This is a genomic window from Kitasatospora sp. NPDC032121, assembly GCF_055580145.1.
This window is the reverse complement of sequence record NZ_JBVILX010000037.1, coordinates 1-20653: the sequence shown is the minus strand read 5'-3', so window position 1 is coordinate 20653 and position 20653 is coordinate 1. Positions and strand designations below refer to the sequence as shown.

At 73.5% G+C, this 20653-nt stretch carries 16 protein-coding genes; 9 read left to right on the top strand and 7 right to left on the bottom strand.

Features of this window, described 5'->3' with window-relative positions; genetic code table 11:
- The first annotated feature begins 217 nt into the window (after positions 1 to 217).
- The 7 genes from ACZ5OX_RS38605 (at position 218) to ACZ5OX_RS38575 (ending at position 7354) form a co-directional block, all read left to right on the top strand.
- On the top strand, positions 218 to 907 hold the full coding sequence (locus ACZ5OX_RS38605) for a Crp/Fnr family transcriptional regulator (RefSeq protein ID WP_465636807.1): 690 nt from the start codon (positions 218 to 220) through the stop codon (positions 905 to 907).
- 122 nt (positions 908 to 1029) lie between these two features.
- A complete protein-coding gene (locus tag ACZ5OX_RS38600) occupies positions 1030 to 1959 on the top strand; it encodes a hypothetical protein (protein ID WP_465636805.1) in 930 nt (309 codons plus the stop codon).
- Entirely contained in the window at positions 1956 to 4139 is a 2184-nt protein-coding gene (locus ACZ5OX_RS38595; RefSeq protein ID WP_465636803.1) for a hypothetical protein, read from the top strand. Before ACZ5OX_RS38600 ends, ACZ5OX_RS38595 begins: the two co-directional genes overlap by 4 nt.
- The gene (locus ACZ5OX_RS38590) at positions 4129 to 5100 is read left to right on the top strand and encodes a hypothetical protein (RefSeq protein ID WP_465636802.1); all 972 of its coding nucleotides are present in this window, start codon (positions 4129 to 4131) and stop codon (positions 5098 to 5100) included. The genes ACZ5OX_RS38595 and ACZ5OX_RS38590 overlap by 11 nt, the downstream gene beginning before the upstream one ends.
- Positions 5101 to 5255: 155 nt before the next feature.
- Positions 5256 to 5711: a Pycsar system effector family protein gene (locus ACZ5OX_RS38585; protein ID WP_465636800.1), complete on the top strand. Its 456-nt coding sequence runs from the start codon at positions 5256 to 5258 to the stop codon at positions 5709 to 5711.
- Between the two features lie 130 nt (positions 5712 to 5841).
- Positions 5842 to 6777, top strand: a complete 936-nt coding sequence (locus ACZ5OX_RS38580) for a class I SAM-dependent methyltransferase (protein WP_465636798.1) — start codon at positions 5842 to 5844, stop codon at positions 6775 to 6777.
- Positions 6761 to 7354 (top strand): GNAT family N-acetyltransferase, encoded by a 594-nt coding sequence (locus ACZ5OX_RS38575; RefSeq protein ID WP_465636796.1) that lies wholly within the window; start codon positions 6761 to 6763, stop codon positions 7352 to 7354. Before ACZ5OX_RS38580 ends, ACZ5OX_RS38575 begins: the two co-directional genes overlap by 17 nt.
- Before the next feature lie 42 nt (positions 7355 to 7396).
- On the opposite strand, the gene ACZ5OX_RS38570 is transcribed toward ACZ5OX_RS38575, so the two are convergent.
- Both ACZ5OX_RS38570 and ACZ5OX_RS38565 read right to left on the bottom strand, forming a co-directional pair.
- Positions 7397 to 8386, bottom strand: a complete 990-nt coding sequence (locus tag ACZ5OX_RS38570; protein ID WP_465636794.1) for an alpha/beta hydrolase — start codon at positions 8384 to 8386, stop codon at positions 7397 to 7399.
- A gap of 109 nt (positions 8387 to 8495) precedes the next feature.
- Entirely contained in the window at positions 8496 to 8720 is a 225-nt protein-coding gene (locus ACZ5OX_RS38565; RefSeq protein ID WP_465636792.1) for a hypothetical protein, read from the bottom strand.
- A 192-nt stretch (positions 8721 to 8912) separates the two neighbouring features.
- Between ACZ5OX_RS38565 and ACZ5OX_RS38560 the strand changes: the two genes are divergently transcribed.
- On the top strand, positions 8913 to 10361 hold the full coding sequence (locus ACZ5OX_RS38560) for a WGR domain-containing protein (protein ID WP_449806875.1): 1449 nt from the start codon (positions 8913 to 8915) through the stop codon (positions 10359 to 10361).
- 241 nt (positions 10362 to 10602) lie between these two features.
- Here the strand turns inward: ACZ5OX_RS38560 and ACZ5OX_RS38555 are convergent, their stop codons facing one another.
- From ACZ5OX_RS38555 to ACZ5OX_RS38535, 5 genes are all read right to left on the bottom strand, one after another.
- Complete coding sequence (locus ACZ5OX_RS38555; RefSeq protein ID WP_465636790.1) at positions 10603 to 11232, bottom strand: hypothetical protein; 630 nt, start codon at positions 11230 to 11232, stop codon at positions 10603 to 10605.
- Between the two features lie 214 nt (positions 11233 to 11446).
- A complete protein-coding gene (locus ACZ5OX_RS38550) occupies positions 11447 to 12526 on the bottom strand; it encodes an LLM class flavin-dependent oxidoreductase (protein ID WP_465636788.1) in 1080 nt (359 codons plus the stop codon).
- A gap of 255 nt (positions 12527 to 12781) precedes the next feature.
- Positions 12782 to 13171 carry an SCO5389 family protein gene (locus ACZ5OX_RS38545; RefSeq protein ID WP_392877242.1) on the bottom strand — a complete coding sequence of 130 codons (390 nt, stop codon included), beginning with the start codon at positions 13169 to 13171 and terminating at the stop codon, positions 12782 to 12784.
- 141 nt (positions 13172 to 13312) lie between these two features.
- Positions 13313 to 14857, bottom strand: coding sequence for an MFS transporter (locus tag ACZ5OX_RS38540; RefSeq protein ID WP_465636786.1), 1545 nt, complete (start codon positions 14855 to 14857; stop codon positions 13313 to 13315).
- Between the two features lie 506 nt (positions 14858 to 15363).
- A complete protein-coding gene (locus ACZ5OX_RS38535; RefSeq protein WP_465636784.1) occupies positions 15364 to 15852 on the bottom strand; it encodes a hypothetical protein in 489 nt (162 codons plus the stop codon).
- Between the two features lie 68 nt (positions 15853 to 15920).
- On the opposite strand from ACZ5OX_RS38535, the gene ACZ5OX_RS38530 reads away from it, so the two are divergent.
- Positions 15921 to 20468 (top strand): cation-translocating P-type ATPase, encoded by a 4548-nt coding sequence (locus tag ACZ5OX_RS38530; RefSeq protein ID WP_465636782.1) that lies wholly within the window; start codon positions 15921 to 15923, stop codon positions 20466 to 20468.
- The last annotated feature ends 185 nt before the right edge of the window (positions 20469 to 20653 follow it).

Genomic DNA, 20653 nt, shown 5'->3' with positions numbered 1-20653 from the left:
CGCGCCGCCGACCCGCCCCGGATTCGCTCATGCGGAGGGTTTCCACACCAAGTCAGGCCACGCGCCCACGAGTTCGTGCTACAGCGGCAAACTCCGGTCAACCACGGCCCTGGCAATCACCCGCACGTGGGACACCGGCCGCGGCCGGGCCGGTCGGCCGCACCATGAGGCCTCGATTCGGGTGCGTGCGGCCCGGAGTTCCTCCTAGGGTCGTCGCATGGACGATCACGACAGCCGCACCCCCGGCCCGCTTGGCAGGACCCTGCGCCACCTCATGGGCGACGCGGCCTGGACGGGCATGCTGGACGGCGCGTTCGAGCGCAGGCACCCGATCGGCACCACCCTCCTGCGCCAGGGCGAACCGGGCACCCACGTCCTCGCCCTGCTGGCCGGAGTGGCCAAGGTCAGCCGCCGGGAGCGCGACGGGAGCGTCCGGCTGCTGGCCTTCCGCGGCCCGGGCGAACTGCTCGGGGAAGTGGCCGTCCTCGACGACGGCGTCCGCTCGGCCAGCGTCCAGGCGATCTCGGACTGCACGGTCGCGGTCCTCGCCAAGGCCGCCTTCCTGCGTTTCGTCGCCGATCGTGAGCTGTTCCCCGTGATGGTCCGCTACGCCATGGGTCGGCTGCGCGAGTCCGACCTGGCCCGCACCGGCGGTGACATCGTCCCCCGGCTGGCAGCCGCCCTGGTGGCCCTCGCCGATCTCTCCGCCGGCCCCGTCCCGGCGGCCGGCCGCCAGATCGAACTCGCCCTGACCCGCGACGAACTCGCCCAGCACCTCGGCGTCTCCCGCAACACCGTCACCACGGCCCTCGCCACCCTGGCCGCCCACCGTGTCGAGACCGGCCGGAAGTCCATCACCCTCGCCGACCTCCCCGCCCTCCGTCGAGCGGCGGTGCCTGCGGACTGAAGAGCCAACTCCTCGATGTGTCCTCCGTCACACGTTTTCTGCACTGAGCGAGCACACCGGACCACGCTGTGTCGCGAAGCTGGGTGACGCAAGGTCAGTACGGGAAACCGCGAGGAGCAGAGATGACGGAGTTCGACCAGCCGATGCCCGAGGCCAGTGCCCTGCCGTACAGCCGCAGCCGACACCTCCCGCCGTACCGGGGCATCGTCGCCGTGGACGCCAAGGACTTCACCGGGTACCCCGCGATCGAGCACGGCGTGATCAGCAGGTCCGTGCCGCAGGTGCTCCAGTGGTCCTTCGAGCGGGCCGGACTGGGTGAGGTCTGGCAGGACCGGCGGTTCCCCAATTCGACCGGCGACGGGTACGTGTTCGGCTTCGACCCGGGCTGGATGCCCTTCCTGATCCACCCCTGGCTGAACACCCTCCAGGAGGTGCTGACGGAGTTCAACGTGCACTCGGTCGGAACGGTGCGCATCCGACTGAGGGTCAGCCTCAACATCGGCCCGCTCCCCGACGCGGGCGGCGAGTTCGACGGCAACGGCACCCCGCGCAACGACACCCACCGGCTGCTCGACTCCCGGCCGGTGAAGGCCATGCTGGCCGCGTCCAACGAAAGCATCACCCACGTCGCGGCCATCCTGTCCGACCGCTGCTACCAGGACGCGGTGGCCGGCGGTTACACCGGGCGCCACCCCGACCACTTCATCGAGGTGCCGGCGACCGTCGAGGGCAAGCGCTTCGACCAGCAGGCGTGGCTCTACGTGCCCGCGCCGTCCGGGAACCTCTACGACCGCCGGATCCTCGGCGACGCCGTCGTCGAGGAACAGGAGGGGCGGGACGGCCGAAAGGCGGACCGGCCGGCGGAGGAGCGTCGGGCGCCGAGGACGGTCGTGAACCAGCGGGCCGACGGAGGAAACCTGAACAGCGGCACGGTGCACGGTGGGCAGAACATCACCAACGTGCGTGGTGACTCCATCAGTGGCTTCGGCGGCGACTACGTTCGGGGCAACAAGGACACCGTCCACGGCGACAAGAACGAGCACCACCGGTGAGCCCCGACGAGCGCCCGGCCATCGAAGGACCGCCTGGCGCGCCGGGCTCCGGCCCCGGCCCCGACCCCGACCCCGGCTTCGATGACTTCGGCGACGAGTTCGCGGGCCGGTTCGCCGCCTGGGGACCGGGCGGCCAGTTCATCTTCGCACCGAACGGCAACATCAACACCGGCGCGGTGCACGGGGACCAGCGCGTCGAGAACGGTGCCGCCGGAGCGGCGCCGGGCAGCGGCGAGCGGGTCGAGGCGCAGGACGGGCCCATCTCCGCGATGGAGATCCTGGCCGCCCAGACCGGATACGCGAAGCCGGACTGCTTCCCCGAGGCGCTGAGGACGCTCGGCGCCCGCCTGCTCTTCCTCGCCGGTGAACCGGGCACCGGGCGTCGCACCACGGCCCTCAACCTGCTGTTCGAGAGCAGTGGGAAGAGCCTGGCCCTGCGCGCACTCGACAGTGACTCGGACCTGACGTCCTGGCGGCCCACCGACAGCGAGGCGCGCGGGTACCTGGTGCACGGTCTGTCGCTCACGGTGCGGTTGGGGCCGGCGGCGGTCGCCAAGCTGCGCCAGCGGTTGGAGGAGGCCAAGGCCGTCATGGTGGTCCTGCTGCCGCATGACGCGGACCGTCTCCGCGACGTCGTCCGCGAACTGGACGTCAGCCCGGTGCGCTACACACCCCCGTCGCCGCGTGCGGTCTTCGACGCCCGTCTGGAGGCGGTGGTGCCCGATGCGAAGCGACGCCAGGCGCTGCTGGCCCGGCTGGAAGCGGATCTGGACGACCTGCTGGCCCCCGAGCTGGTGCCGGCCCAGGTCGGCGAACTCGTCGACGAGGTGAGCCGGGCCGGTGACGAAGGACCCGACCCGGTCGACCTCGGCCAGCGGCTCAGCTTCCTCACGGAGGAGGAGGTCCCGGACCTCTTGAAGAAAATCCGCGATGACCCGGACGCGCTGGCGTTCCTGCTGGTGACAAGCGTCCTGGAGGGCCTTGACCACCGGATCATCCGGGATGAGACCGACCGGTTGCTCAAGCTGGCCGACGGTCGCCTCGATGCGGTGACACGGGCGAACGGGGACGGCGAACAGGGCCGGACCGCACCCGGTGAGGGAGCCCGCCCGAATCCGCGGTTCGTCTTCCGGCGCTCGCTGGACGAGTTGCTGGAGGTCATTCGAGCGGAGTGCTTGCCCCCTGAGATGCGGGAGACCTCGGGCTACACCTACACGGTGGAGCCGCTCCGCTTCAAACGGCACCGGCAAGCGGAGACGGTGTTGCGACACGTGTGGCGGCAGTACGGTGAGGTGTCCGGACTGCTGACCGAGTGGATGGACAACGTTCCTGGGACCGAGGCCGAATTGGCCAGGCCGGTGGGCCGGGTGATGGGTCTGGCCGCCGGCTGGGGCGGCGGCCGCCGGGCGTTGCGGCACATCCATGATCTGGCCCGGTCCGACCGTGCGCAGAGCCGCAGTACGGCCGCCTACGCCCTGGGCATCGTGTCACAGGACCCGATCCTCGCCGGAGAGGTGAAGCACCGGGTCGACAGCTGGAGCCACAGTGCCGGCTGGCGAGTTCGATCGACCGTGGCCGCCGCTTGTGGCGGAGACTTCGGGGCAGCCCGGCCGGAGACCGCGATTTCGCTGATCCGGCGCTGCTACCACGGGGAGGAGGACGACGAGCGCTCGGTGGCGGCGACGGCGCGCTGGTCGCTGAAGAGCCTCTTCGACGGTGGAAACCAGACGGCCGTGTTTCGCCAGCTCATGGTGTGGGCGGACCGGCGAGGGCATGACGCCGAGCTCGCGCTCACGACCATTCCCGGGTTGCTCCTCGACCCCTCGTGGTTCCGGCAGCAGCTGGGCCCCGAGGGTGAGTTCGGCGACGCGGTGATCGCCTTCATCAGGCGAGCGCTGAACTCCCGGAACCTGTTCGCCAGTACCAGCCGCAGGTTGCTCGACTGGTGTCACCGAGCGGTCTGGGACGAACCGCTTCGGGCTCCCGTCGAGACGCTGCTCACCGCCCTCGCCCAGGAGATGCGCCCCGGCGAGCTGGGGCTGCTGGTCGAGATCGACCGCAGCGACAACCTCGACCTGATCGGCCGCGACATTGCCCACCGCGCCCTGGAGGCCTGGCGGCGTGGCGAGCCGCACCCGTACCGCTCCGCCCCTGCTTTCGGAGGCCCCGATGACCGTTGAGAACGACCCGCCCGTCTACGCCCAGGCCACCCGTGCCCCCTGGCGGGAGATCCTCTGGCACCGCTGGTCCGGGCGGCGTGACCGTGCCCTGGTCCTGCGGGACCGGGCCGGGATGTACCACCAGCTGGGGGAGCGCCGTCCGAGACCGACTGACCTGGGAGAGCAGAGCGGACCCACCGCGCGGCTGGGGCTGCGCGGGTTCGACCGGGCGTACCTGGTCGAGTTGGACGAGCGGCCGGGTGTCCGGGCTGTCCGTCTCCCCACCCCGTACGGCACGGAATCGGTGGAGGTCCACGTCCTGTGGTGGGTTCAGGATGCCGCACAGGTCGTGCGGACCCGGACGAGCCGGGGCTGGCTGCCGGTCCGCAAGGACCTGGAAGTCCGCCTTCGTCAGCTCAACGATCAGTTCGCCGCCGCGCAGACCAGGCTGGGCCCGGACGAACTGGTGCAGTACCTTGCGGCGCCGTACGTCTTGCCCCACTTCGGCCTCGGCTATCGCGTCACGGACGTCCTCGCCCGTGAGCACGGCAACGAACTGAGGCTCGGAACGCCCGATGCGACGGACGTGCCCTTCGACTGGATGGCCAAGAGCAAGGAGGAGTACGAATTCTGCCGGCGAGCGGTCCAGGACGGCCCGCTCGCCCTCGCGGGGCTGTGGCTCGCCAGGAAGCCCGATGAGGTGCGCGACGTCCTGGACTGGGTGGTCAACCACGCCGACCTGCTCCGGGGTGAGACCACCTGGCAGGACCAGATGGCTCTCATGCTGGGCAAGGTGACGGACCAGGAACAGGAGGAGCTGTCCAGGCTCCTGCGCGACCGCCTGGTCGCCCTCGGGCGGCAGGTCCCCGGGCCGGCTCCGTATCCCCCGGGGCAGGCGCCGGGCTTCACCAAGCTCCACACCCACGTCAACGGCTGGGCCGGCAGTGTCCCGAACGGAGTCCCGAACGGGGTGCCGCGATGACCCGGGCAGCCGTACGCCGCGAGCCGCCGCTGTGCGGGACCCGCAGGCGGTCCGTGGGCAGAAGCCCTCGCCGCCCGGCCCCTCGGCGGCCCCACCGGTCCGCTGCGCCGATAGCGGTGTCCGGTCCGTCCTCCGTGTCGGCGATGGAGCGCCTGATGGCGGCCAACAGCGCGGAGCTCGTCCGGGCGGACACCAAGGCCGCCGTGTTCCTGGCCTTCACCGGGGCGGTGCTGGCCACCTTCGTCCCTCTGGACGGCGGCGCCGGTTCGGGCTCCCTGGCCTGGCTGGCTCCGCTCCTGCGGTGGAGCGCCGTGGTCAGCGCCCTGCTGGCAGTCGGCTGCTTCGCCTCCGCGCTGGTGCCCCGCCACCGCAAGGGGCGGAGCAGCGGGGCGGCCGGGCCGGGGTACTTCGAGCACATCGTTCCGGGGGCGGGCTCGGACGGGCTGCGCCGGGCGTTCGAGCGGGTGGGGCGCGATCCGGCGGGGCCGTTGCTGTCGGCGCTGGCCGGTACCAGTGCGATCATCCGGGCGAAGTACCGCTGGATCGAGGCCGGGACCGTGCTGCTCCTGCTGGCACTTCCGCAGTTCGTGCTCACCCTCCGGCCCTTGTGACGGCGGGTCGTTGACGGGCCCCGGCCGCATCACGGCCGGGGCCCGTGGCATGGCTCTGAGGCAACAGCTGTTGCGTGTCAGGGCAATGGGTGTTGACGGTCTCCGTCGGCGGTCCGTACAGTGCCGGGCCATGGAGACGGGTGATCTTGGTCGGCGGGTGGCGGAGGATGTGGCCGGTGATGGCGGGGTGGAGGGGTTGCGGCGGCTGTCGGGGGTGATCGAGGCGCTGGAGGAGCGGCGGACGGAGCTGGTGGAGGAGCTGCGGCGAGGGCGGGAGGCGACCTGGGAGGAGATCGGGCGGGCCTGCGGGATGACGCGGCAGGGGGCGACCAGGCGGTGGGCCGGGCGGCTGCGGGCGCGGTCGTTCGGGGCGGCGGCGGACGCGTACCAGCACGGTCGGCCGGGCTATCCGCGGGCGCTGATCGGCTCGGCGGTGCCCCGGGAGGCCCGCCGGGTGCTCGATCTGGGCGCTGGGACGGGCAAGTTGACCGGGATGCTGGTCGAGGCGGGTCTGGAGGTGGTGGCGGTCGAGCCCGACGAGGGGATGCGGGCGCGGCTGGCCGCGGCGGTGCCGAAGGCGGCCGTCCGGGCGGGCTCGGCCGAGCGCATCCCGCTGCCGGACGGCAGCGTGGACGCCGTGGTGGTGGCGCAGGCCTGGCACTGGTTCGACCCGGCGGCCGCGCTGCCGGAGATCGCCCGGGTGCTCGCCCCCGGCGGGACGCTCTCGCTGGTGTGGAACGTCCGGGACGAGAGCGAGCCCTGGGCCGCCGCACTCGGGGTGCTGATGCACCGTTCGGCGCGGCAGCGGATCGACACCAGGCCCGTCCTCCCGGCGCCGTTCGGCGCGCCCGAGCGGCTGGAGATCGGCTGGGAGCACCTCACCACCCGGGCCGGGATCGTCGACATGGTCGCCTCGCGCAGCTACGTGATCGCGCTGCCGGAGCACGAGCGGGTCCGCCTGCTGGCCGACGTCGAGCAGCTGCTGGCCACCCACCCCGACCTGGCGGGCCGCGACGAGATCGCCCTGCCGTACGTGACGAGGTGCACCCGTGTCCGTCTCGGCTGAGCACGACCGGCGGCCCGCGGCGCGCTCCGTGGCGAACTCCGTGCTGCTGCGCCGCCTGGGCGTCGCGGACGCAGAGCCGTACCGGGCCTTCCGGCTCGCGGCGCTGCGCGAGACGCCGAGCGCCTTCACCTCCAGCCACGCCGAGGAGGCCGGCAAGCCGCTGTCCGCGACGCTGCGCCGGCTGGCCGGCGCCGAGGACGGTCCGGGCGCCCTGATCGGCGCCTTCGACGGCAGCGGCACACTGGTCGGCACCGCCGGGCTGAAGGTGCCGCAACGCAGCCAGGAACGGCACAAGGGCACGCTGTACGGCATGGCGGTGGCCCGCGGCGCGGGCGGCCGTGGGATCGGCCGCGCCCTGGTGCGGGAGGTGCTGCGCACGGCGGCGGAGGACGAGTGGCTGCTGCAGGTGCTGCTGACCGTCTCGGAGGGCAACGAGCCGGCCCTGCGGCTCTACACCGCCTGCGGGTTCGAGGTGTGGGGGCGGGAGCCGAGGGCGGTCCTGGTGGAGGGGCGGGCGGTCGCGAAGCTGCACATGGTGTGCCTGCTGGACGGGGAGCGGGCGGCGGCCGTGGACTGACGAGCCGGCCGATGACCGCGCGGAAAGCCCGCCGGGCCGGCCTCACCGCTGGAGGACGCGTCGCAGCCAGCGGGTGCGGGCGTCGTGGGCGTCCCGGCTGATGACCGCGTGCGGGGCGAGGCTGTCGAAGCCGTGGCAGGCGCCGGGCCACACGTGCAGTTCGGCCTCGCCGCCCGCTCGCCAGATCGCGTCGGCGTAGGCGACGGCCTCGTCCCGGAACGTCTCGGCGGACCCCACCTCGACGTACGCCGCCGGCAGTCGGGACAGGTCGGTGGCGCGGGCCGGGGCGGCGTAGGGCGAGAGGTCGGCGGCACCGTACCGGTGGCCGAGCAGCGCCTGCCAGGCGGTGGCGTTGGACGTGCGGTCCCAGGTGTCGTGGCCGGCCAGCTGGTGGCTGGAGAAGGTGTCGCCGCGGTCGTCGAGCATCGGGCTCAGCAGCAGCTGGCCGAGCGGCGCCGGACCGCCCCGATCGCGGACCAGCAGGGCCAGCGCCGCGGCGAGCCCGCCTCCGGCGCTCTTGCCGCCGATGACCACGCGTCGCGCGTCCACTCCCAGCGCGCCCGCGTGCTCCGCCGCCCAGACGAGTCCGGCGTAGCAGTCCTCGACGGCGCCGGGGAAGCGGGTGTGCGGAGCCAGCCGGTACTCGACGGAGACGACCGCCAGCCGCAGCGGCAGCGCCCAGCCGCGCAGCAGCCGGGGCAGGACGGACCAGGCGTTACCGGTCACCATCCCGCCGCCGTGCAGGTAGTACAGCAACGGCAGTTCCTCGCGGATCCCGGCGGGCCGCGCGCTGACGAGCGTGATCTCGCCCCCGCCGTCGGCCCGCGGCACGCGCAGCTCCGTCACCTCGAACCGGTCACCGTCGCGCAACTGGTCCGGGGTCGGGCGGGGCCGGGCGGCGAGGTCGCGTTGCTGCCAGGCCGTCAGGCCCTCCGGGGTGAGCACCTGCCGCGCCCGGTCGCCGGCGGACGCCAGTGCCGCCCGAACCTCCGGATCCAGCGGAGGCACGCCCCCGACCGTCGACCCACCCATCACCGGTACCCCCTCGCCGTGCGGCGCCGGTCGGCGCCGATCTCCCCAGCTTGCCAGCACCACCCGTACGGGGCCGCGGCGCCCCCGCACCGGCCCGGACCGCCCGCGATCAGCGGGTGCCTCGGCGATGCGTCCACGCCATGGTGGCAGGGGAGTTGTCGGTCCCGCCTGCGAGGATCGCGCCCACGGGCCTCACCGCGGCCCTCGACGCCCACCCCTGGGCCACCGTCTCGCACGCGTCGGCGGCGGCGATCCCGGCCAGGTACGGCACCAGCAGGGCCTGACACTCCGGCTGGAAGCGCTGCTCGACGGAGGGCGACCGCCGGATCGTCACCTCCGGCCCCGCACACCACATCGTCCGCGAGGACGAGCGGCTGCGCGCCCTCCTGGCCGAGCTGTACTGCCCTCGGCGTTCCAGCCCCCAGCCCCCGCGGAGCCGATTGTCAGTGACGGGCCGTAGCTTTGGAGGTGTCGGCAGGCCTCCCCGCCGGCACCCCATCTCCGATGCCCGAAAGGGGACCGCACCGTGTCCGTCGCCGTGGAAGAGCAGGTCACGTACCTCGAACTGTCCGAGGACGAGGGGAGCGCGCACAAGTTCTACGAGGTGCGGCTCGCCGGCCAGGTGGTGACGGTGCGGTACGGGCGGATCGGCGAGCCCGGGCAGAGCAAGTCGACGACGTACCCGAGCCCGGAGAAGGCGGCCGCGTCGGCGGCCAAGAAGATCGGCGAGAAGGTCCGCAAGGGCTACGCCCCGGCCGTCCAGGGAGTGCGCCAGCGCCGGGCGGTGACCAGGCGGCAGATCGTCAGCACCCGCTCGACCGCCAACCAGGCGCCGCTGCTGTGGCGCTTCCGCTCCGGCTCGCCCGCCTTCGGGATCTTCGTCGGCGAGGAGCACGCCTGGGTCGGCAACGAGCGCGGCGATGTCTACACCCTCACCCACGACGGCGAGGTGACGGGCCGCTACGGCCTGCCGGACGGCGTCAAGTGCATCGTCGCCGACGACTGGTGGATCTACGCCGGCTGCGACGACGGCAAGGTGTACGACCTGGGCGGCAAGGTTCCGCGCGTCGCGTACGAGATAGCCCAGGACGTGGACATCTTCTGGCTCGACATCCACGACGGCGTGCTCGGCGTCGCCGACGAGCGCGGCGGGCTGACCACGGTCGACCACGAGGACGAGTTCCAGTGGCGCCGCCAGGCCGACGGCCGGGCCGGCTGGATGGTGCGCTGCGACGCCGACGGCGTCTACCACGGCCACTCGCGCGGCGTCGCCCGCTACGACAACCGCAGCGGCGACCAGCGCTGGCACACCCCGACCCAGGGCGAGGTGCTGTTCGGCTGGCAGGAGGCCGACGAGGTGTTCGCCGGCACCGCGCGCGGCTGGGTGCACCGGCTGCGGAAGTCGGACGGCGCCGAGGTGGCCGCCTACCGCTGCGACGCCGCGGTCTTCTCCTGCGCGGCCTCCCCGGACGGCGAGTACGTCTTCGCCGGGGACAACCACTCCTCCGTGTACTGCTTCGCCGCCGACGGCACCCGGCTGTGGAAGCTCGCCACCGGCTGCGGCTCGGCGTACAGCATGCAGTACCGGGACGGCCGGCTCTACCTGGTGACCACGGACGGCTCGCTGGCCTGCCTGGACGCGAGCGAGCAGGCGGTGCGGGCGGCCGAGAACGGCACGCTGCCGAAGACCGCCGAGGTCAAGGGCGCGGGCTGGGAGCCGGTGCTGGCCGGCGCCGGGCTGGAGACGGTCACGGTGGCCACCGCCCGGACCGGCGGCGAGGTGGAGGTCGAGTGCGTCCAGGACGGCGCCCGGCTGCGGATGCGGGTGGTCTCGCAGGGCTACGACTCGTCGTGGCGGGTGCAGTTCCCCAAGGACATCCGGATAGCCGGGGCACGCTACCTGGTCGCCGAGGTGCGGGAGTCCGCCTCGGGCGGCTTCTACCGCGCGCGCGGGGAGATCAAGCGCCTGCTCTGAGCCGGTGGCCCGGCACCTGCCGGATGCGGCAGGTGCCGGGCCTCGGTCGGCCGCGTAGGCCACGCCCCGTGGAGACCGAGATCCTGGTGGACCGACAGGACCGGGCCTGCACGCTGTTCTCGCAGCTGGGTGCACTCGGGTGCGCTCGGGTGCACCCGGGTCGAGGGGCCGCACCCGTTCGGGGTGCCGGTGCGGCTGCCCGCGCCGTTCGGCCTCGACCTCGACACCGGCGGGTTCCGAGTCAGTACCGGTCCGCGAGGTGGCCGTAGCCGCCGGCCGTCCAGACGAGTCGGCGGAACTCCGGGAGGCTGAGGGCAGTGGAGGCCTGGCCGGGGGCGGGCGGGAAGTGGACGGTGCCGCAGCGGGCGCAGTACCAGGCCTGGGCCCAGAGCTGTTCGGCCCGGGCACGGCCGGAGAGTTCGCGGTTCGCGGCGGCGCGGAGCGCGGCGGCGGTCACCAGGAGGACGGCGGCGGCGATGACGGCGGTGACCGGGATCGCCACGGGGATCTCGAAGGCCTGGTGGTCCCGGACCGGGGTGGCGAAGGCGGGCGTGTCGTCGTTGAACTGCCGTGCGAAGGCCCCGGCGAAGAAGGTGAAGAAGGCGATCGCGAGGGCGATCACGCCCAGGCCCGTCGCCACGCGGCCGGGTGGCTGTTCGCGGATCGGTGCCGGTGCCAGGGCCCGGGCGAGGTCGGAGACGACCTCGCGGGTCCGGTGGCTGCCGGTCCCCTGCTGCGAGGGTCGGACGATCACCCTCGTCCGCCCGGCGTGGTACACGGCCGGGACGCTGCGGACCTGGTCGGTGAGCCGGCATCTCGGGCAGGGGTGCAGGGTCGGCGGCGGTACGGGTGCGGCTTGGTACGGGCCCATCACGGTCTCCCCCCGTGTCGGCGTCCGGCCGGGCGGCTGTCCGTCCGCACTGGCCCGTCCGTCCGTACCGGCCTGGGAGGACGAATCGGTACGGGAGGCCGTGCCGGACGCCGTGGTTGCTGCGGATTCCCTTGCCCGGTAGGCCCGTTGGGGAAACCGCGAGGCCGCCCGGTCAGCGCTCCCCAGGGCCTGCTGCCGGAGTGGAAACCGAAACCTAAGCCGAAGCCGAAGCCGGAGCGGAAGCCGAAACCAAAGCCGGAGTCGAAACCGAAGCCGGACGCCAGCCGAGCGCGGGCCCGAGGCGGGTCGCCAGGTCGGTGAGGATCTGCACGTAGTCCTCGTGCTCGAAGGAGAACGGCAGCGCGAAGGCCACCTCGTTGACCTCGCGGTAGCCGGCGTGGGCGTGCAGCCGCTGGACGAGTTCCTCGGTCGTCCCGACCAGGTCGGGGGCGAACAGCAGCCGGGCCGGGCCCTGCGGGGCGAGGGTGCGCGGGGTGCGGGCGAGGGCGTAGGCCCGGTACTTGGCGCGCTGTTCGGGGGTGGCGCTGTCGGTGGGGATGACGACCAGGCCCTGGGAGACCCGGGCGCGTTCGCCGTCGGGGTGGCGCTCGCGGAAGGCGCGGATCTGGGCGGCCTGGATGGCGGCGAAGTCGAACGGCCCCTCCTGCTCCTCCGGCTTCACCACGCTGCTGGTGAGCAGGTTGATGCCCCGCTCGCCGGCCCAGCGGGCCGAGCGCAGGCTGCCGGCGCCGTACCAGAGCCGGGAGGCCAGGCCGGGGGAGTGCGGCTGGACCCGGCGCGAGTACTCCTCGATGCCCTCGGTGCCGGCGAAGCCGGAGGCGTCCTCGCCGCGGACCAGGGCGAGCAGCCGTTCGGCGCGCCGGGGGCTGAAGTCCTCCTGCTCGCCGGTGTCGGGGTAGAGCGCGCCGCGCACGTGGTCGTAGTGGGTGGGCGGGCCGACGCTGAAGCCGGGGTTGAGCCGGCCGCCGGAGAGCACGTCCACGGTGGCCAGGTCCTCGGCGAGCCGCAGCGGGTTCTCCCAGCCGAGCGGGGTGACGGCGGTGCCGAGCTGGATGCGGCTGGTGCGCTGGGTGGCGGCGGCGAGCACGGCGATCGGCGAGGAGATGCCGTACTGGAGGTGGCGGTGGCGCAGCCAGGCGCTGTCGAAGCCGAGCCGCTCGCCGAGGGTGATGAGGTCGAGGGTGGATTCGTGGCCCCGGCGGGGGTCCGTCTCGTCGAAGAGCCCGATGGTCAGGAAGCCGAGTTTCCGCAGCGGGCGAGGGGTCGGCGACATCGTGGGCTCCACGTGGTGAGGGGCGGGCCGGTGGGGTGGTGCGTTCCGAACGTACGCAGCCGTCGCGCCGCGCGACAAGATCGACGGGCGATCCGGACACCGGCCGCCACGGGGCGCAACGCGGGTGCAATGCGGGCGTCACGTGCGGCGGCTCCCGCCCCGTCGAGCGAGGCGGGAGCCGACGGCGCCCGGATCACCGCCGAACAGCATCCGAGTGGCATCCGGACCAGTCGTCCGGACCGCGCCCGGCCGCGGTCAGCAGCTGCGCAGCTCCGGGCTCTGGTTGCGGATCTGGTTGTGCAGCGAGGTGAACTCGCGGTACGCCGCACCGTCCTCGGTGCCGGGGCGGAAGGCGCCGACCCGGTGGCAGTTGACGAAGGCGAGCTTCACCCCGAAGTGGCTCTCCAGGCTGCCCCGGATCGCGTTGCTGGCGAGCGCGCGCAGCAGCTGGGCCCGCTCCTCGTCGCTCGGCGTGGTGTTGTCGGTGGTGAACTCCTGCTCGCCGGCGGCGAGTTCGGTGCTGAGTCCGGCGACGACCCGGTAGGCGTACGGGAGCGAGGCGCGGACGGTGTCGAGGAAGTCGGCCTCGTCGACGCGGCCCTGCTGGGCCTGGGCGAGGAGGGCGGGGGAGACGTCGAGCGACATGGGTGTCCTCTTTCGGGGAGGCGTGGGGCTTCGACCCGTGGCGGGCGGCACCGACCCGCGTACGGGCGTCGCTCACCCGCAACGGCTATCGAAGATGAAAACCATTGCAAGAAGGACTCTCCCGGTCACCCTGACGCCCTGTCAAGCGCCGCCCTCCGAGGGGCTGACGGCGGGAGGCGCCGGCAGGCGGCCGACCTTGATGACGAACACCGCGATCGTCACCGCCAGCGCCGCGAACACCAGGCCCATCTGGAACGCGCCGGCGATGCCGTGCACCAGGATCTGCGAGGAGTACGGCGCCGGGAGGCGTCCGGTGGCCCGGAACTGGGCGGCCTGCTGCGGGGTGGCCTGCCGGAGGAACGCCCCGACCTGCTGCCGGGCCTCGTTGCGGCTGGCCGTGCCGAACACCGTGACCAGGATCGACAGCCCGAGCGAGCCGCCCACCTGCTGGCTGGTGTTGAGCATGCCGGTGGCGGCGCCGGTCTCGTGCGGGGAGACCCTGGAGACGACGGTGAGGGTGGCGGGGACGAAGATCGAGCCCATGCCGAGGCCGAACAGCATGGTCGGCCCGAGAACGCCGCCGACGTAGCTGCTGTCGACGTCGATCCGCGTCGCCCAGGCCACCCCGCCCAGGACCAGCAGCGAGCCGGTCACCAGGAAGGGTTTCGGCCCGAAGCGCAGCTGGGTGCGGGCGGCGAACTGGGCGGCCGCGATGATCGCGACGCTGATCGGCAGGAACGCGAAACCGGCCCTCAGCGGGCTGAATCCGAGGATCTCCTGCACGAACAGGGTGATGAAGAAGAAGATGCTGAACATCGTCGCGGCCACGCAGAGCATCAGCCCGAACGCGCCCGAGCGGTTGCGGTTGCGGAACAGGTGCAACGGGGTGATCGGCTGCCGCGCGCGCCGCTCGTTCGCCACGAACACCAGGACCAGGACCAGCGCGAGGGCGAACGAGGTCAGCGTCACCGGGTCCGTCCAGCCGTGGTCGGAGGCACGGATGAAGCCGTACACCAGCGAGACCATGCCGGCGGTGGCGGTGAAGGCACCGAGCAGGTCGAAGCGGCCGGGGTGGCGCTCGGACTCGTTGATGTAGAGCGGCGCCAGCAGGGCGATCGCGATGCCGATCGGCACATTGACGAACAGCACCCAGCGCCAGGACAGCCAGGAGGTCAGCATGCCGCCGAGCAGCAGCCCGATCGCGCCGCCGGCCCCGGCGACGGCGGAGTAGACGCCGAAGGCCCGGTTGCGCTCCTGGCCCTCCCTGAAGTTGGTGGCGATCAGCGCCAGCGCCGTCGGCGAGGCGATGGCCCCGCCCATGCCCTGGAACGCCCGGGCGGCCAGCAGCCAGCCGGCGGACTGCGCGACGCCGCCGAGCAACGAGGCCAGGGCGAACACGAGGACGCCGACGATGAACACTCGACGCCGTCCGAGGATGTCGCCCGCCCGCCCGCCGAGCAGCAGCAGCCCACCGAAGGTGAGGGTGTAGGCGTTGATGACCCAGGACAGGTCGGTGGTGTTGAACCGCAGCGCCTGCTGGATGTGCGGCAGCGCGATGTTCACGATCGTGATGTCGAGAACGACCATGAGTTGCGTCGCCGCGATGACGGTGAGTGCTACCCCCGGGTGCTGTCCCCGACGTGCGGTCGCGGGCGAAGCCTCGGCCAGGGCGCGCGAGGTGGCCATGGCAGGTCCCCCTATGGGTGAGGGGTCAAGGGCGGGCAGGGGAGACGGATCCGTTCAGCACTACCGACGGTATTCCCGGCAGTTAGGGAACACAATCGTTCATTACTGGCACACGGGAGCGTTCCGGACAAGAGGCGGTCAAGAGTGCGAAACCGGGCCGGGTGAAGCCGTGCCGGGCTCAGCCACTGTGCGCGGCGGCGGCGCGGGGCCCCCCTGTTTAGCCGGGTCCCAGCGGGCATACGCCCTACCGGGACGAGCGGATGCAGGCCCTCGGGAGTCGGTCCGCACGTTCGAACGCGTCGATCGGAAACAACCATGAACGAGCACGCATCCTCACCAGCCGGATCATCCGCGGTATCGCCGAACTCGGCGACGCTGCTCCATCCGGTCGACACGATGGCGTCCGCGGTGCGACGTCTCCCGGGGGCCGGGACCGTCGGCGGCATGGTCGACGAGGTGCTCGACACCGTGGGGCTCGTGTCGCCGCGGACTCGCCGCATCGCCGCCTACGCGGGTGCCGGGCTGCTCGGCGCGCTGGGAGCGGTCGAGTGGCCGGTGGCGGCCGTCGGCGCGGCGGCCGTATGGCTGACCCAGCCGCGGCCCACACACGCCGTGACGATGTCGGCCGCCGGCCCGGCCCGCTCGACCGGTACGACAGCGGGCAAGCCGGCGCAGAAGTCGACCGCTGGAAAGTCGCGGGCGTCGAAGGCGGCCTCCCGGCCGAGCGGCAGGACGAGCGCCGAGTCGAGCGGCAAGTCGGCCGCCAAGCCGAGCAGCAGGTCGGGTACCAAGCCGAGCAGCAAGTCGGCCGCCAAGCCGAGCAGCAGGTCGAGCACCGAGTCGAGCGGCAAGTCGGCCGCCAAGCCGAGCAGCAGGTCGAGTACCAAGCCGAGCAGCAAGTCGGCCGCCAAGCCGAGCAGCAGGTCGGCCGCCAAGCCGAGCGGCAGGACGAGCACCAAGCCCAGCGGCAGGACGAGCGGGAAGACCCCGGTCAAGCGCCGTGCAACCGCCGCCGCGTCCGCCGAGCGGAAGGCCGCGTGACGCGGCCGCCCGAAGGTGAGCCATGGCTTTGCGTACCCTCGCCCGTCTGCCGGCGCTCGGCATCGGACTGACCCTGGCCGCGCCGGTCGTCCTCGCGCGCGCGGCGCTGCCCACGGCACGGACTGCTGCCCGGGTGGCGGTCGAGGCCGCCGGCGCCGGAGTTCGCGCCACGGCGCACACCGCCACCGCCACCGCCGAAACGGCGCGCCGCGTGGGCCGGGTGACCCGTGGCGCGGCAGAGGCCGGCCGTGGGTACTGGCAGGCGGGCGCGCGGGTTCAGCTGGCGCTGCGCCCACGCGCTGCCGGTCGGGTGCGGGACGTGGAGGCGGCGGCGCGAAGGGTGGCCCTCGGGCTGGCCCAGCGGCCGGATGTGGTCGCCGCCTACTGGGACGGCGGACTCGCCCGGCTGGTGGTGCAGTTGGCCCAGGACGCGGCCACCGACCGCGTGGTGGAACGTGCCACCGAACTCGCGGCCGAGCAGCGGTTGGAGCGGGTGGAGGACGACGTCCTGGAGTCCGCGCACCCCGGCCGGACCGGCAGCGTGCGCGCGCAGGCGCTCGCCCTCGGGTGCGACGCCGTGGGTGTCGCGACCGCCGTGGGCGCGCGGGTGATCCCGCTGAAGGCCGCACCCCGGTTGGCCACCGCCGTGACCGGCCTGGTGCGCGAGGACCCCGGGGTGCGCACGCTGCTGCGCCGCCGCCTCGGTGACTCCGGCGCCGACCTGGTGCTGGCGGCGGTCGGGGTGGCGGCCTACGGAGTCGGGCGGTCGCCCACCGCGCTGGCCCTGGACGCGGTGCTGCGGACCGGCCGGCTGATGGAGACGATCGCCGGTGCCGCCGCCTTCGACGCCGCGCACGACACGGTCTGCGCGCCCGCCCGGTTGAGTCTGGCGGGCGAGGGCGTCGCTCGCCCGGCGTTGCGCCCGTTGCCGTGCGAGGAGTTCGCCGGTCAGGCGGTGGGTAGCACTCTGCTCGGCTCCGCTGCGGCCCTGCTGTTCACCCGTGACAGCGCGGAGGCGGCCGAGGGGCTGGTGGCCGGCAATCCCAAGGCCGCGCGCTACGGCCCGGCCGCGTTCACCGCCGTGCTGGGCACCGAACTCGCCCGTGAGGGTGTCCTGGTCCGCCGTGTGGAGCGGTTGCGCCGGCTGGAACTGGTCGACACCGTCGTCCTGCACCCCGACGCCCTGCGCGGCACGGGGAGGACGGTCCTGGAGGTCAATCCGAACGCACCCGGCTGGGACCACGACCGGTTGTGGCAGGCCGCCGCAGCCGCACTGGACCCGTCCGAGAGCGAACCGGGCATCGAACTGCGCCCAGTGCCGGACCAGTTGGACGCGCCCGACGGGAAGGGCCCGGAGACGGGCCTGATGATCGCGGCGGCCGGCGGGACGGACGTCGGCACCGTCCTGGTCGGTCGGGAGATCGCCCCGCTCGCCGAAGCCGCGCTGGACGCCGCCCGGCGGGCCGGACTGCGCGTCGTGCTGGCCGATGACGGCACGCTCGGCGACTTCGGCGTCCTCGCCGATCAGCTGACCGGTGACGAGCGGCCGTTGGCCGAGGTGGTGCGTCAACTACAGCGCAGCGGTCGGGTGGTGCTCTCCGTCATACGCGTACCGGCAGACGGCGCAGCGGAGTTGACACCGAGCGGCCGGGAGCTGCTCGCCGGACTGCTGCGCAGCGACCTCGCGGTCGCGGTCACCGACGACGACAGCGCGGTGGTGTGGGGCGCGGACCTCCTCGTGCTGAACGGACTCGAATCCGCGTGGCGGCTGCTGGCCGCGATTCCCGCCGCCCGCACCGTGTCCCGGCACGCCAAGACCCTGGCCGAGGCGAGCGCTGCGCTGTCCGGCCTCCTGGTCCTCACCCGGGGGCGCCGGCCCCACGGTGCCTTCCCGGTCGGGATCCGCCTCTCGCCCGTCAACGTGGCGAGCGCCGCGGCCCTCGTATCGGGCTGGCGGGCCGCCCTGCGCGTCAGCGCCCGCAGTGCGCCCCACCCGCCACCGCGCATACCCTGGCACGCCCTCGCGCCCCGGGAGGCACTGGCGCGGCTCAAGGCCGTCCGCCGGCCGGCGGGCTCCGAGGGCCTGCGGGCCCTGTCGGGCGCCGTGCGGCGTGTGGGGGCGCTGCCGGCCTTCGGTCCGGTGCGCCTGACGGGCCGCCTGATCGGCGCGGTGCGTTCCGAACTCGACGATCCACTGACACCGGTCCTGCTCGTCGGAGCGACCGCGTCCGCCCTGCTGGGTTCGACGGTGGACGCGCTGCTGGTCGCCGGAGCGCTGGCGATGAACGCGCTGATCGGGGCGGTCGAGCGGATGCGAGCCGAACGCGCCCTGTCCGCCCTGGAAATGACGCAGCATCAGACGGCTCGCGTGGTCGACGGGAACCGGATCCGCAGGGTCAGGTCCACGAATCTGGTGCCCGGGCAGGTGATCGAGCTGAACACCGGCGACGTGGTTCCGGCAGACGCCCGGCTGCTCGACGTCGACGACCTGGAGGTCGACGAGTCGTCGCTGACGGGCGAGTCGCTCCCCACCGTGAAACAGGTGGACGCCACGCCGGAAGCGGCAGTCGCGGACCGCCGGTGCATGGTCTTCGAGGGCACCACGGTCGTGGCAGGCCAGGCCCGGGCCGCCGTGGTCGGCACCGGGGACGACACCGAGGCCGGGCGGGCCGCCCACCTCGCCGCCCGCACCCCACCGGCGGCGGGCGTCCAGGCCAGGCTGCGCGAACTGACCAACCGCAGCCTGCCGTTCACCCTGCTCGGCGGAGCCGCCGTCGCGGGCCTGGCCGTCGTGCGCGGCCGCCCGATGCGCCAGGCCGTGAGAGGCGGACTCGCCGTCGCGGTCGCCGCCGTGCCGGAGGGCCTCCCGCTGGTGGCCACGGTCGCCCAACTGGCCGCTGCACGCAGGCTCAGTCGGCACGGCGTGCTGGTGCGGACCCCGCGCGCCCTGGAGGCGCTCGGCCGGATGGACACCGTCTGCTTCGACAAGACAGGCACGCTGACCGAGAACCGTCTGCGGGTCACCCGCGTCGCCGCGGCCGACGGGGCCGTGTACTCCGCCGACGCTCCCGAGGCGGTGCCCGTCCTGCGGATGGCGGCCCGAGCCTGCCCGCCCGCCGACGACCGCGCGGCCGTACACGCCCACTCCACCGACGAGGCGGTCCTCGCCGCGGCACCGGACGACCTCGGCTGGACACCCGACCGGGAGCTTCCGTTCGAGGCCAGCCGCGGCTACGCCGCCGCGACCGGGGCCGACGAGGACGGTCGCGCTCTGTTCGTGGTGAAGGGCGCGCCCGAGAGCGTCCTGCCGGCCTGCGCCGACGCCGGGGACGCCGAGGCCGAGACCGTGGCGGCTCTCGGCGCGGACGGCCTGCGGGTCCTCGCCGTTGCCACCCGGCCCGTCGCGGACGGCGGCGAGACGATCGACGCCCCCTTGGAACGGTTGGACCTGGTCGGCTTCGTCGCCTTGGCGGACACCCCGCGCGCCGGGTCCGAGGCGCTGGTCACCGGACTGCGGCGGGCCGGGGTGCGGCCGGTCATGCTCACCGGCGACCACCCGGCCACGGCCCGGGCGGTGGCGCTCGCGCTCGGCTGGCCCGACGACGTCGAGCTGGCCACCGGTGACGAGCTGGCCGGACTCGACCGTACGGGCCGCGCCCGCCGACTGCGCGACTGCGGCGTCGTCGCCCGGGTCGCGCCGGAGCAGAAGGTGCTGGTCGTCGAGGCGCTGCGGGAGGCGGGACGCGTCGTGGCGATGGTGGGGGACGGGGCCAACGACGCCGCCGCCATCCGCTCCGCCGACATCGGGATCGGCATCGCCGCGCGCGGCTCGGCGGCGGCCCGCAACGCGGCCGACCTGGTGATCACCGACGAGGAGCTGACCGTCCTGACCGACGCCGTGGACGAGGGCCGCGCGCTGTGGCGCAGCGTGGCGGACGCGATCACCATCCTGATCGGCGGCAACGCCGGCGAGATCGGCTTCTCCCTGCTCGGCACCCTGCTGTCCGGGCGCGCCCCGATGTCCACGCGCCAGATCCTGCTGGTCAACCTGCTCACCGACATGTTCCCGGCGATGGCCGTCGCGGTCACCCCACGGGACGACCCGCCGAACGGGGAGAACGCCCCACGAGCGGGCACCGCCGCCCTCGACGCGCCGTTGGCCCGCCAGATCCGCCACCGGGGTCTGGTGACCGCGCTCGGCGCCACCACCGCCTGGCTCATCGGCACCTCCACGCCCGGCTCCGCCCGGCGCACCAGCACCATGGCCCTGTGCGGCGTCGTGGGAGCCCAGCTCGCCCAGACCCTCACCGGACGACGGCGCAGCGCGCTGGTCCTCCTGACCGTTCTGGGCTCCGCCGCCGTGCTGGCGGCCGTCGTCCAGACCCCGGGCGTCAGCCGGTTCTTCGGATGCACCCCGCTCGGGCCGGTGGCCTGGGCCGGGGTCGCCGCGTCGATCGCCGTCGCCGTCGCGGCGCCGCCCCTGATCCCGCGAGTCGAGCGGGTGCTGCTGCTGGCCCTCGCCCGAGCCGTGGCAGCCGTACGGACGGCCCGGCCAAGAAGCACGCCCTGAAGGACGACCTTGCGGCGTGGAGCGGTGGTGCGAGCGCGTGCACTCGGGTTGGACGGTAACAAAGAGGGTTAAACGTGAATTCAATGTCGTATGTCGGGTACAACCCTCCTGTGGCGACCGTGTCGATGGTCCGGTCGCCCCGCACCCCGGTTGGGGTGCACCGGGACCGCGCTTGAAGAAGCCGG